The sequence below is a fragment of the Parabacteroides sp. AM58-2XD genome, assembly GCF_003463685.1.
GTDB classification, from domain to species: Bacteria; Bacteroidota; Bacteroidia; order Bacteroidales; family Tannerellaceae; genus Parabacteroides; species Parabacteroides segnis.
The window spans coordinates 24,546-37,774 of record NZ_QSDP01000005.1; the positions used below are offsets into that span (position 1 = coordinate 24,546).

At 46.3% G+C, this 13,229-nt stretch carries 6 protein-coding genes and 5 pseudogenes; 2 read left to right on the plus strand and 9 right to left on the minus strand.

What is annotated here, in order from left to right; translation table 11 throughout:
* Window positions 1-828 carry a 1-acyl-sn-glycerol-3-phosphate acyltransferase gene (locus tag DXA15_RS02225; RefSeq protein WP_128132979.1) on the minus strand — a complete coding sequence of 276 codons (828 nt, stop codon included), beginning with the start codon at window positions 826-828 and terminating at the stop codon, window positions 1-3.
* Window positions 829-1,281: 453 nt separating this feature from the next.
* On the opposite strand from DXA15_RS02225, the gene DXA15_RS02230 reads away from it, so the two are divergent.
* Window positions 1,282-2,835 carry a sensor histidine kinase KdpD gene (locus DXA15_RS02230; protein WP_009859905.1) on the plus strand — a complete coding sequence of 518 codons (1,554 nt, stop codon included), beginning with the start codon at window positions 1,282-1,284 and terminating at the stop codon, window positions 2,833-2,835.
* A gap of 2 nt (window positions 2,836-2,837) precedes the next feature.
* Window positions 2,838-3,569, plus strand: coding sequence for a response regulator transcription factor (locus DXA15_RS02235; RefSeq protein WP_005861388.1), 732 nt, complete (start codon window positions 2,838-2,840; stop codon window positions 3,567-3,569).
* Between the two features lie 135 nt (window positions 3,570-3,704).
* Here DXA15_RS02235 and DXA15_RS02240 read toward each other — a convergent pair.
* From DXA15_RS02240 to DXA15_RS02275, 8 genes and pseudogenes are all read right to left on the minus strand, one after another.
* Window positions 3,705-5,125: pseudogene (locus DXA15_RS02240) on the minus strand (carbon starvation protein A).
* A gap of 189 nt (window positions 5,126-5,314) precedes the next feature.
* Window positions 5,315-5,766, minus strand: a pseudogene (locus DXA15_RS02245) (GatB/YqeY domain-containing protein).
* A 21-nt stretch (window positions 5,767-5,787) separates the two neighbouring features.
* Complete coding sequence (gene ftsZ, locus DXA15_RS02250; RefSeq protein ID WP_128132980.1) at window positions 5,788-7,155, minus strand: cell division protein FtsZ; 1,368 nt, start codon at window positions 7,153-7,155, stop codon at window positions 5,788-5,790.
* A 30-nt stretch (window positions 7,156-7,185) separates the two neighbouring features.
* Complete coding sequence (ftsA, locus tag DXA15_RS02255; RefSeq protein ID WP_128132981.1) at window positions 7,186-8,532, minus strand: cell division protein FtsA; 1,347 nt, start codon at window positions 8,530-8,532, stop codon at window positions 7,186-7,188.
* Window positions 8,533-8,537: 5 nt separating this feature from the next.
* Window positions 8,538-9,265, minus strand: a pseudogene (locus DXA15_RS02260) (cell division protein FtsQ/DivIB).
* On the minus strand, window positions 9,262-10,647 hold the full coding sequence (gene murC / locus DXA15_RS02265) for a UDP-N-acetylmuramate--L-alanine ligase (protein WP_128132982.1): 1,386 nt from the start codon (window positions 10,645-10,647) through the stop codon (window positions 9,262-9,264). Before murC ends, DXA15_RS02260 begins: the two are co-directional and overlap by 4 nt.
* A gap of 10 nt (window positions 10,648-10,657) precedes the next feature.
* Window positions 10,658-11,766: pseudogene (gene murG / locus DXA15_RS02270) on the minus strand (undecaprenyldiphospho-muramoylpentapeptide beta-N-acetylglucosaminyltransferase).
* A pseudogene (locus tag DXA15_RS02275) lies at window positions 11,763-13,066 on the minus strand (FtsW/RodA/SpoVE family cell cycle protein). The pseudogenes murG and DXA15_RS02275 overlap by 4 nt, the downstream one beginning before the upstream one ends.
* Window positions 13,067-13,229 lie beyond the last annotated feature (163 nt).

Below are 13,229 nucleotides of genomic sequence, written 5' to 3' on the forward strand. Positions count from 1 at the left end.
CTATGTTTTCCTGAGATTATAAGCAAGCCCCTTCACCCACTCAGCCCATTCGACCGGCTTCTTGCTGCTATCGAAAGTCTGCCACGGGACAGGCTTGCCAAAATGGATACGGAACGTTTTATGCTTAGACCGGAACATCTCATCCGGCAAATAAATCATTTCATAGTTCATCTTTATACCCAACCTCTTGCGCAGATTTGCCAACCGGTAGAAGAAATTAGAGTTTCTTCCTTCGAAATATACTGGAACGACATCCCGCTGATGTTCGACTGCCTTCTGGATAAACGATTTCTTCCAGTCGGTATCCTGTATCTGTCCGTTTATCTTACGCGAACAAAGTCCTGCGGGGAACGTCACGATCTGATTTTCGGAAGCATAAGCCTCGTCGATCAGCCGTGCATTGTTTTTACCCTGCGCACCATGTTTGTTGATAGGGACAAAGATGGACCTTAGATTTGACAAGTAGAGAAGCAGGTCATTGACCAGGTAACGGATCTTTCCGTCATAATGCTGTCCGATCACTGCCGAGAGACAGATACCGTCAAGCCCTCCCAACGGATGGTTGGAAGCAAAAATATAGCGGCCTTCCGCCGGGATGTTCTCTTCGTTCACCAGTTCCAGGGTCAGGTCAAAATAACCGATCAGTTCCTGCATAAAATCAACCCCATCCTTATCATGATAACGGGTTAGGATATCATTCAGTTCGTCCTGATGAATGGTACGGATCAGATAATTGACAATAAAACCGGGTATTTTACCGGCCACGGAGGGCGCTTTCTGTTGTAATACCTGTTTTACATCAATTTGTGTAATACCTTCTTGTGCCATCTTGCATAACTCTTGTCAGCAGCAAAGATATAGCTAATAATTAAATTTGAATGCATTCGGCAAAAGTTTTTAAGAAGTTTCAAGTACTTAGGCCATATGTTCTTTACTGCCGCATAAAATAAAAGGGTATCTGTATCCGTTATACATTATATTATCTATCCCGTATGCATGAATATGGAGATGCGAATTCTTCCATCTAAATTCATATTTTTTGCATAAGTTGAAACAAAATAATCAATAATTATGTTTTTATAAACAGGAATGAAGATGCAGATATATACACAGACAGATGTTAATTAGCATAAACGGTTGTTTTAAAAGCCAATAAGAAGAAAACGGGATCACCCGATAAACTTTTTTTAATACAAACAACCTGCTATTTTTACCTTTTTTGTGTAAATATTAAACTAAAATGAGCGTTATTTGTTCTGTTAAAAAGAGAAAGTATTTAGAATGAGGAAATCTACGATTTGGTTACTCGCAGTTGTGATGGCATTTGCTTTTGCTGGTTTGCTTTTCCTACAGGTTAAGTACGTGAGCATCATACTCAAAAAAAGCAGCGAGCAATTCAATGAAACAGTCAAAAGAAGCCTGCACCAGGTCTCAAAAAACCTGGAGTTGGATGAAACGCAGAGATATCTGGAAGAAGATCTTAAGCGTGACGAGAGTTATTATCTGCAAAATAACCAGGATCCCCAAGAGATTGCTCAGACAATCACCCAGCAGAAATTACAAATAAAGGACGCCAACGGTAATATACTGCAAATAGATCAGCTACACAGTTTCAGTCAGAAATTCGAACCGCTGTCATCGCTGGACAAAAAACAAACGTCCAATAATATTATCAGTACTTCCCAGGATCTGCAAAAAACGCTTATGCGCCGTCTTAAATATCAGAATGCTTTGATGCAGGAAGTTTTGGTGAATATATTAAATACGGCAAACCTTAAACCGATTCAGGAGCGTGTCGATTTTAAGAAGTTGAACAATTACTTAAAATCAGAATTTATTAACAATGGTTTGAACCTGCCGTTCATATTTTTTGTTATAAACAAAGACGGGAAAACCGTGTACCAGAGTGGGGAAATAAAGAAGGAACCTATTGCGTCTGATATAATTACGTACGTATTGTTCCCGAACGATCCTCCCTCAAAGCTGAATTATCTGAAAGTATACTTCCCTACAAAAGGTGACTATATTTCAAGTTCTGTAACATTTATTGTACCGTCTGTTCTTTTCTCGCTGATACTGTTGGTAACATTTATCTTTACCATATATATTGTATTCCGCCAGAAGAGACTGTCAGAAATGAAGAACGACTTTATCAACAATATGACGCACGAGCTGAAAACTCCGGTTTCCACTATCTCGCTGGCAGCACAGATGTTGAAAGACTCGGATATAACGAAAAGCCCCGATGTATTCAAACATATATCAGGCGTGATAAATGATGAAACGAAGCGATTAGGCTTCCTGGTTGAAAAAGTGCTTCAAATGTCGTTGTTCGAACGGCAGAAAGCAGCATTCAAACTGAAAGAAGTAGATGCAAACGACCTGGTGATCAGCGTAGCGAACACCTTCGTCCTGAAAGTAGAAAAGTATGATGGCTCACTCGACATTGACTTGCAGGCAACCGATTCGTCCATCTACGTAGATGAAATGCATATCACCAATGTATTGTTTAACCTGATGGACAACGCAGTGAAATACCGCCGTCCGGAAGTGCCGCTTACATTGATGGTAAGAACCTGGAACGACAACAACGGAAAGTTGCTGATCTCCGTTGAAGACAATGGTATAGGAATCAAGAAAGAATACCTTAAGAAAGTATTCGACCGCTTCTTCCGCGTACCGACAGGGAATGTACACGACGTAAAAGGTTTCGGTTTGGGACTGGCTTACGTCCGTAAGATTATCGAGGACCATAAAGGTACGATCCGTGCTGAAATGGGCCCCGGAAATGTAGGAACAAAATTTATTATTACTTTACCTCTTATAAAAAGTTAGTTATGGAAGAAAAACTGAAAATCTTCTTTTGTGAAGACGACGAAAACCTGGGTATGCTATTAAGAGAATACTTACAGGCAAAAGGTTATGTAACAGATCTTTTCTCTGACGGAGAAGCTGGTTACAAAGGTTTCACCAAAGGCAAATATGATCTTTGCGTATTAGACGTGATGATGCCGAAAAAAGACGGTTTCACTCTTGCACAGGAGATCCGTTCTATAAATCCTGATATTCCAATTATTTTCCTTACAGCAAAGACGATGAAGGAAGACATTCTGGAAGGATTCAAGATCGGTGCAGACGACTATCTGACAAAACCGTTCAGCATGGAAGAACTCTTGCTTCGTATCGAAGCAATCCTTCGCCGTGTGAAAGGCAAGAAGATGAAAGACATTCCTTTCTACAAGCTGGGTAATTTCTTATTCGATACGCAGAAACAAACACTGGCTATCGGTGACAAAGTGACTAAGCTGACTACTAAAGAATGCGAACTGCTGAGCCTGTTATGCGCTCATGCGAATGAAATTCTGGAACGTAATTATGCACTGAAAACTATTTGGGTAGACGATAACTACTTCAATGCCCGTAGTATGGATGTGTATATCACTAAACTTCGTAAACTGTTGAAAGATGATCCCGGAATCGAAATCATCAACATCCACGGTAAGGGTTACAAACTGATCACTCCTTCAGGAGAAGAACAGGCCCGCGAAGAAGGTATCCAGGTACTTTAATGAACATATCCCGAAGAAATACTAGCCAAAAGCAGTTCTTCGGAAGATAAAATAAGAAAGGCATTGCTGCTCGAAAGAGTTGGCAATGCCTTTTTTATGTTGATTGAATACTTGCTCCGGAAGCAACAGTCTGAGTTAATACTCTACTGTTTTATTTTTCTTTTTCCACCAAAGGAATGCCACTAGAGTTATAGCGGTGATGATACAACCGATAGTTTGTGAAACAGTAACATCCATTCCCAGACCTTCAGGGGCGACAAAGATATAAGTCGAACAAACGGCTGTCATAAACAGGGCCGGAATCAGAGTGATAATATACAGTTTTTTGGAACGTGCCAGAAAGACAGTCAGTGCCCAAAGGGTAAATACAGCCAACGTCTGGTTTGTCCAGGCAAAATAACGCCAGATCATATCGAAACCGTCCTTATCTTTCAGGCTATAGAGGAGTATACCGATCGCCACAATAAACAAAGGTATACAAATCACCAGACGGCTTACCATGCTTTTCTGTTCCTTATGCAGGAAGTCGGCTACAATCAAACGAGCCGAACGGAATGCCGTATCACCGGAAGTGATCGGAGCGGCAATAACTCCCAGGACAGCCAGGATACCACCGACCGTACCCAGCCATTCTTTAGTGATACTATCTACAATTACAGCAGCATTACTTTCTCCCATTCCGTTATTATGATAGAAATAAGTTGCGGCAGCCGCCCAGATCAGGGCAACAATACCTTCCGTAATCATCGCACCAAAGAAGACGGGACGTCCCATCTTTTCGCTCTTGATGCAACGGGCCATCAACGGACTTTGTGTCGCATGGAACCCGGAAATAGCTCCGCAGGCAATACTTACAAACATAATCGGGAAAATAGGAAGATTCTCCGGATGCTTATTGGCTAACCCGTCCGTCAACTCAGGCAGGGGCGGATGGTTCACAAACAACATCACCAGAATGCCGACTGCCATAAACAGCAGAGCTGCGGCAAACAACGGGTAAATTTTTCCGATGATTTTATCAACCGGTAACAATGTAGCCAGGATATAATAGATAAATACCACGAATATCCAGAATGTAGCATCAAGATACTCCGGTGTCAGTTTCGCCAGCAAACCGGCCGGACCGGCTACAAAAACGGCACCGACCAATATCATCAGGACCACAGTGAAGCCGCGCATGAATTGCTTGAAGTTATTTCCAAGATAACGCCCGATAATCTCCGGGAGGCTTTCCCCGTTATGACGTAATGAAAGCATTCCCGCCAGATAGTCATGGACAGCTCCGGCAAAGATCGTCCCCAAGACAATCCACAGGAAAGAAGCCGTACCGAACTTTGCGCCCATAATAGCACCGAAGATCGGACCAAGGCCGGCAATGTTCAGAAACTGAATCATAAAAACTTTCCAGGAAGACATCGGAATATAATCGACTCCGTCTGATGGGTGTAAGCTGGGGTTGTACGGGAAGGGTCCACCCCGAAGATACGTTCTATAAAAGAACCGTAGATAAAATAGCCGGCAATAAGAGTTGCCAGGCAGCAGATAAAGGTTATCATTATAAAGAGTTATTAGAATGTTGGTCTATTCAGAAAAGGATATTTATCGATACACAAACGGGATATCCTGATGGTTTAGTTAGTATAAGATATGAGTGTTGATTTAAAAACTGGTTGTAATCGGTTCCCCTCTCAAGAGGGGAATCAGTTACTCCCATCACTATAAACTGATAACTCACATTTTCTATATCAGCTATTCAGCAAACGTTTTACCGTTTCAGAGATAGCACGTCCTTCCGCTTTACCGGCAAGAGCTTTAGAAGCTACGCCATAACCTTACCCATGTCTTTCGGGCCGGCGGCACCTACCTGGGCAATGATGGCCTTCACCTCAACTTCCAGTTCTTCGGCTGTCATTTGCTTCGGAAGGTAAGTTTCAAGCACTTTTACCTGCGCCAGTTCGGCTTCAGCCAGATCGGCACGACTTTGCTGAGTATAAATTTCAGCTGAGTCTTTGCCCTGTTTTACCAGCTTCTGAATAATCTTCAACGCATCGGCATCCGTCAGGGTATCGTTGGCTCCCGGAGCTGTCTTAGCTTCCAGGAAGAACTTCTTTACATTTCTCAATGTTTCGAGGGCAACTTTGTCTTTTGCCTTCATTGCGTTTTTAATGTCTTCGCTGACTTTTTCAAACAAATCCATATCTAATTTCTTTTTTAAGAATTATCGGAAACTTATCACCTGCTTACCGCCCGTATCGGGTTTCTTCCCTTCGCTACGCGGCGCCGAAGGAGTCGTTGTCGCAGAAGATGGAACCGGGATCTCGTCGCCCATCACTTTGGAACGGGCACGGGCAATCACTTTCGGGTCACGGTTATAAGTAGGATTATCTTCGATCAGGGCGATCAGGGCATCGTCGTCCAGTTCATCCTGATTCAACACGACCGCTTTTGCACGGGCGGCCACACGGCGCATACGCTGGCCGGAAGCTCCGTAATATTTGTCGATCAGGTCTTTTTCGGCACGTTCCTTGTTCAAGCGTTCTTCTTCCAGACGCAGCTCCTCTTCGGTCATGCGGCCTTGCTCGATCTGACGTTTTTCGGCGATCTGAGGAATGTCTTCCATACCGAAACCGGTGGCAAGGATAGTCATTTTGACTTTCGCCCCTAATGTATTGTCGATTGCCGTACCCCAAATCACTTCGATATCACGTCCGAAACGTGACATGAAATCGTGTACGTCATTCATTTCTTCCATACGCAACTCAGCCTCTTCGCCAAACGATACGTTGAACAATATCTTTTTAGCATTGAACACGTCGTTGTTGTTCAGCAACGGAGAGTTCAGAGCATCTTCTATTGCCTGGCGCACACGACCTTCCCCTTCACCGAAACCGTTACTCATAAGAGCTACGCCACCGTCTTTCATAGTGGTATTGACATCGGCAAAGTCGAGATTGATAATACCCGGAAGAGTGATGATCTCGGCAATGCTCTTAGCGGCAATCGTCAAGGTATCATCGGCTTTTCCGAAAGCATTCGTCATGGTCAGGTCGGAATATATTTCACGAAGACGTTCGTTGTTGATAACCAGCAGAGCATCTACGTTCTTACTGATCTCTTCCACCCCGTTCAACGCCTGAATGATTTTGCGTTCACCTTCAAAGACGAAGGGGATTGTAACGATACCGACCGTCAGTATTCCCATATCCTTGGCAAAACGAGCGATTACCGGAGCGGCTCCCGTTCCCGTACCGCCACCCATACCGGCAGTGATAAAGACCATCTTGGTACCGTCGCTCAGCATCTTGCGGATATCTTCCATACTTTCCTCGGCAGCCATCATGGCCCGTTCAGGTTTGTTTCCAGCTCCCAGTCCCTGGGTGATGTTACGCCCCAGCGGAACTTTGACCGGCACGTCCGAGCGGTTCAGCGCCTGGTTGTCGGTGTTACACAGAACGAATGTAACATCATGTATACCTTCTTTGTACATGTGGGTAACAGCGTTACCACCACCGCCTCCAACACCAATTACTTTGATGATCTTAGGAGTATCTGTCGGATAATTGAAACTTAATATTGTGTCGTCCATTGTCTTCCGGTTTTATTACATTCGCTGTTGTTACTTTATATCGTCTTCGTCATCAAAGAGACTTTTACCAAACGTATCTATTCCCTTAGTCAGGCGTCCGAACAATCCGGGGCCTTTCTTCTTTTCCGGTTTCTTCTTAGGAGGCTCGGGAGCCTTCTTTGGTCCCTCTTCAACCGGTTCCTCAACCTTCTTCTCCGGTATAGGATCTACCTTGGGCGGTATATAAAGGGCACAGTTTATTGTTCCTCTTGCCAGCAAACCGACAGCAACGGCATATTCGGGATTGTTGGCAATCATTTCCCCGCTTTCCACGATACCCTTACGCACGGCAGAATAACGCACGTCCATCTTCAAACGTTCGCGAATCACCTCCGGCAAGTTCTTCAGGGCGGCACCGCCACCGGTGATGATGATCCCCGCACCGAGCGAGTTCATCAGGCCGGTTGCTTCAAGGCGGGCATATACATTTTCGAGAATCTCCTTCATACGCGCCTCGATTACATTATTGAGGTCGGCGAGTTTGATCTCGCGCAATCCCATGCCATCAGCAGAACTTACCTGAATGCTCAGGTCGTTGTCTTTCTCCATCAAGGCACTGCCGTAGGTCAGCTTTACGCGTTCTGCTTCGGCTTCAACCAGATGGAGACTGGTGATATCGCGGGTAATCAAATGGCCTCCGAAAGGAATGACGGAGAGGTTCACCAGCTGTCCGGCTTTATAGACCGTCAGCGTAGTCACTCCGGCACCGAAACCGATCAGGGCACAGCCCAGGTCCTTTTCATTGTCAGTCAGCACCACATCGGCCAAAGCCAGCGGCGAAACGACAATGTCGGCAATTTCTATTCTGGCACGGTCGGCAATACTGTTGATTACATAACGTTTCAACGAAGGCCGTCCGACAATCAGCTTATAGCGAGCTTCAATCCGGGTACAGGGAATGCCAACCGGATTAGGTTCAGGTTTATCGTCTAAAAAATAGGTAGGAGAAACGGCAGCCAGCACATCCAGCATATCCGGATGATAATTGCAGCATTCCTCATACAGGCCGCTGATGACCTCTTCCGTCACCACCCCGTCGGTACCCAATATCCGGGGAACGGTATGGTCGATAGAGCGCAACGACTGCCCGCCGATGCCGACATAAACCTTTCCGATGCGGGCACCGCCAAGTTTATTTTCCAGCTTCAGGATGAGTCGTTTGATCTTATTTGCTGTTTCTTCCACATTATATACACATCCTCTTCGTATACAGGTAGCGGAGTTCTCAACTTCGTAGGCAATAATCGAGAGGGCCCCCGTCGGGCTCTTCGTTCCTACCATACCGACCATGTGAGAAGAGCCAAGGTCGATGGCTGCTATAAAGTCTGTGTATGCCATATCATCTATCTTTTAGTACAAACAATCTGATCTTTGTATTTTAAATTTATTATACTGTATTTCTCCCAACCGACTTTCGGTATGACCTTGTCATAGAAGAGCCGGAGATTATCCAGCTTTTCCTGGAAATCGTCGAAAGTACCCAGTACAATACGGTGGTTCCCCACCCGGGGAATCAGTTCCACTTCGTTGTCAGGATGAACATAAATCTGTTCTATCTGATTATTCCAGAACTCATTCTCCTGCAAAAATAATGCAAATTTGTATAAGTCGGTTACCGCCAGCTCTTTTTCGACATATCCACTTACCAAAGGGACATCGGCGACGTAACGGAAACTGACCGGCATCGTAGTGCCGAGGTTATCCACGTAGAAGTTTCCCCGGGAGCTAATCACACGCAAGATAGGTATTTTTTGCTCAACTTCAAGCTTTACGATCCCCGAAGGTGTCTTATAGGCTTCGATACGGGCAATCATTTCGTTTTTTTTAAGTTCGGTTTCTATCCTGTCGGTGTTGATTGCATCCATAGGCTTCTTGATCGGGTTCAGATCAGCCTTTTTAAGGATCGTCACCAGATCGCTTTCGCTTACAAAATGTTTGTCGAGACTGTCTTTCACCACGACCTGAGGTCCTGGCATACCTTATCCTGCCTCATTTCACGGAAGAAGAAGGATACAAACACGATGTAACAAAACAACAGTGTAGCGACTACTATGGAAACTATACGAATCACAATTTCTTATCCAATATTTGTTTAACAGGTTCGATCAGCCGGTCGATGTCGCCGGCTCCAACCATCAATACAACCTCAAACGTATTTGCCTCCTTCTCCACCAGGTCGAGCAGTTCGCTTTTACGAATCAGCTTCTTGGCTGGGATGGTGACAGCATCGAATATGATTTCCGAAGTCACCCCCGGAATAGGCTCTTCACGTGCAGGATAAATATCCAGCAGGATCAGTTCGTCCAACAACGACAGGCTGGCGGCAAAGTCGGGAGCAAAGTCGCGTGTCCGGGTATACAGATGCGGCTGGAAGATACCCGTTACCTTGCGTCCGGCATAAAGTTCCTTCACAGATTGGATACTGGCAGCCAGTTCAGCCGGATGATGGGCATAATCGTCGATCAGGACGATAGCATCTTTCTTCAGATGGAAGTCGAAACGGCGTTTCGGACCAGCAAAGGAAGCCATGCCTTTTCTTATTTCTTCCGGAGTCACGCCGTTCAGCCAGGCAAGAGCAATAGCGGCAACCCCATTCTCTATATTTACTTTAACAGGAACACCCAGTTGAATGTCGGCAATACGGATATCCGGGCCAACGAAGTCAAAGTGGATCTCACCGTTTCCGATACGGATGTTTTCAGCATAGAAATCGGCTTCTTCTGCTCCGGTATAAGTATAGAGTTTCACCCCCTCTTTCAGCCGGGGCGTTACGTTGATACCTTTCTTCATGAGCAGGCAACCGTCGGGACGGATCAGCGAGGTGAAATGTTCGAAACTTTCACGATAGGCTTCTGCCGTGCCGTAGATATCCAGATGGTCCGGGTCGGCGGCAGTGATGACAGCCATATAGGGTGTCAGCCAGTGAAAAGAGCGGTCGAACTCGTCTGCCTCGATCACGGTCAGGTCACTTTTATCGGACAACATCAGGTTACTGTCATAGTTCTTCAGGATACCTCCCAGAAAAGCATTGCAATCGACATGTGATTGTTTCAGCAGGTGGGCAAGCATGGAAGAGGTCGTTGTCTTACCATGTGTTCCGGCAATGCAAAGTCCACGCGAACAATTGGTGATTTCGCCTAAGACACGGGCGCGTTTCATGATCTCGAAACCGTTCTGACGAAACCAGGCCAGCTCCGTATGCGTCTCGGGAACGGCGGGCGTATAGACAACCAAAGTCTTAGCCGGGTCCTTAAAAGCATCCGGTATCAAGGAGATATTATCTTCGTAATGAATAACGGCACCTTCACGGTTCAACTGCGCAGTCAGGTCGGACGAAGTCTTATCATATCCGGCTACTTGTTTTCCTTTTGAAAGAAAGTAACGGATCAGGGCACTCATCCCGATTCCTCCGGCTCCGACAAAATAAACGGCCGTTATCGTATTTATATTCATATCGTTTTCTTTATTTCTTCTCTATAATCTTTACTATCTCGTCAACAATACGGTCTGCACTCTGATGCTGGGCCAACTGTTCGATATTACTGCTCAACTGAGCCAGACGTTTGTCATCGTGGATAACCTCCAGGGCTTTCGTTACCAGTTGCTGTTCAGCATCTTTATCTGAAACCATGATCGCTGCATCTTTGTTTACCAAAGCCATGGCATTCTTCGTCTGATGATCTTCCGCCACGTTGGGGGAAGGAACCAGGATGACAGGTTTCTTCAACAGGCAAAGTTCAGAAATAGAACTTGCTCCGGCACGGGAGATGATCAGGTCGGCAGCCGAATAGGCATAATCCATACGGGTGATAAAGTCGGAGCACCAGATGGGCATGCCGCGATAGGCTTTCAAATGCTTGGTGGCTTCGCTGTAATAATAACGCCCCGTCTGCCAAATCACCTGCACGTCGGAAGCGAACAATTTATCCAAGTCGCCCTGTATGCTGCGATTGATCGTGCGGGCTCCCAAGCTACCGCCGACTACCAGTATCGTTTTCTTTTCCAGAGAAAGACCAAAGAAAGCCAGCGCTTCCTCTTTCTTGTCGGTCGCTTCTTCCAGGTCCTTGCGGACAGGGTTTCCGGTAATCACAATCTTGTCGGCTGGAAAGAACTTCTCCATACCGTCGTAGGCGACACATATCTTCGAGGTCTTCTTTGCCAGCAACTTATTGGTTACTCCGGCATAAGAGTTTTGCTCCTGTATCAGGGTCGGAATGCCCAGCGAAGCCGCCATCCACAATGTCGGGCCGCTGGCATAGCCGCCCACTCCCACAGCAATGTCCGGACGAAACTCGCGGATCGTCTTCTTCGCCAGTCCGAGGCTTTTACGCAGACGGTTGAGCACTTTTATATTGTTGAGCAGGTGGGCACGGTCGAAACCGCTCACCGGTAAACCTACTATTTCATAGCCGGCGGCCGGAACCTTTTCCATTTCCATCCGGTCTTCCGCACCTACAAATAAGATTTCCGCATCAGGAAACGTTTCCTGAAAGTATTGGCAATGGAGATAGCCGGGAAGATATGTCCTCCGGTTCCGCCACCACTTATTATTATACGGTACTGTTCCTTCATTCTCTTGATTTTGTCTCTGTTACTACTTCTTCTGTCTCAGGCTGTGTGTCGGGCACCCAGTTGGAGATTTCTTCCTCCGTGATGGCTGGGGCTGCACCGGCGCCTTCGGTTTCATCTTCTTCCGGAAGTTCATCTTCCTCATTACCCATATTGGCTCCAAAACGGCTTACACTCAGGATGATCCCGAAATAAATACAGGATATCACCGTCGAAGTACCACCACGGCTGACCAACGGCATCGGCTGGCCGGTTACCGGTATCAGGTTGACGGCCACCGCCATATTGGCAAGCGCCTGCACGACGACCAACAGGCCGCACCCGAGCACCAGGTATTTGGGAAAGGCTTTCTCGCACTTTCGCGCAATCATCCCGACTCGCACCAATAACATGATATAAAGCATCAGCACGAATACACCGCCTACCACACCCAATTCTTCAATAATGATCGCATAAATAAAGTCGGAATAGGCCTGCGGAAGAAAATCCCTCTGCTGACCATGACCGGGCAACTGTCCGAACACCCCTCCGCGTGCAATCGCGATCTTTGCATGGGAGACCTGGTAATTATCGTCGGTAATCTTATAGACTCCGTTCTCGTCGGTATCCGATTCATGCCCGTCGAAGAAACGCTCCAAACGTCCCTGCCAAGTGCTGAAACGGTCCGGCAAATATTGGGTCACCCCAGCCGGCGTAAACCGCAGCAAGACAACGAAGAGGATAAGTGCCAATATCAGGACACCCGCCAGCTTCCCCAACTTCATCAATGGCAACTGGCCGATGAACATCATCAGGAAACAGACCCCGAACAGCATAAACGCCGTCGAGAAGTTTCCGGAAGAATCAACACACAGGTCACCCCCACCCCGATCAGTATGTATTTGAATATCTGGTCGTCGGTAAACCTGCTCCGCTTACTGAGCAGGAAGGCGATAAACACAATGGAGGCCAGCTTGGCAAACTCCGAAGGCTGGAACTGTATGCCGAATATCTCCAGCCAGCGGTGTGCATCGTTAGCATTGATCCCGACAAAGGGCGTGACAAGCAACATCAGCACCGAGACGGGCAGCAACAATATAAACGCCGGAAAGAACCGGCACGGGACATTGTGCAACAGCAAAACCAGCACAAACCCGCCCAGCAGGAAAGTGGCATGACGAACGATCGGCGCCCAATGATTCGCGTTCTTGTAGGCAATCGTACTCGTGGCACTGAACACCTCAACAACCGAAATCAGGCACAGGAACATGAAGATGATCCATATCACCCGGTCGCCCTTAAATAATTTACTTGCCAGATCCATTCTATACTTGTCTTTTATTCAAATTAAAACTACGGCAATCTCCGGATTCCCGATATTTATATTTCCGATGACCGGAAGAGTACTGTTCCGACCATCAGAAGAGTGTTGTTCCACCCATCGGAAGAGCACTGTTCCGACCATCGGAAAAGCGTTATTCCGACAA

What these genes read in the sequence shown, in the direction of transcription:
- DXA15_RS02225 (WP_128132979.1), bottom strand. Translation starts at nt 828, where the DNA reads ATGGCACAAGAAGGTATTACACAAATTGATGTAAAACAGGTATTACAA.
- DXA15_RS02230 (WP_009859905.1), top strand. Translation starts at nt 1,282, where the DNA reads ATGAGGAAATCTACGATTTGGTTACTCGCAGTTGTGATGGCATTTGCT.
- DXA15_RS02235 (WP_005861388.1), top strand. Translation starts at nt 2,838, where the DNA reads ATGGAAGAAAAACTGAAAATCTTCTTTTGTGAAGACGACGAAAACCTG.
- ftsZ (WP_128132980.1), bottom strand. Translation starts at nt 7,155, where the DNA reads ATGGACGACACAATATTAAGTTTCAATTATCCGACAGATACTCCTAAG.
- ftsA (WP_128132981.1), bottom strand. Translation starts at nt 8,532, where the DNA reads ATGGCATACACAGACTTTATAGCAGCCATCGACCTTGGCTCTTCTCAC.
- murC (WP_128132982.1), bottom strand. Translation starts at nt 10,647, where the DNA reads ATGAATATAAATACGATAACGGCCGTTTATTTTGTCGGAGCCGGAGGA.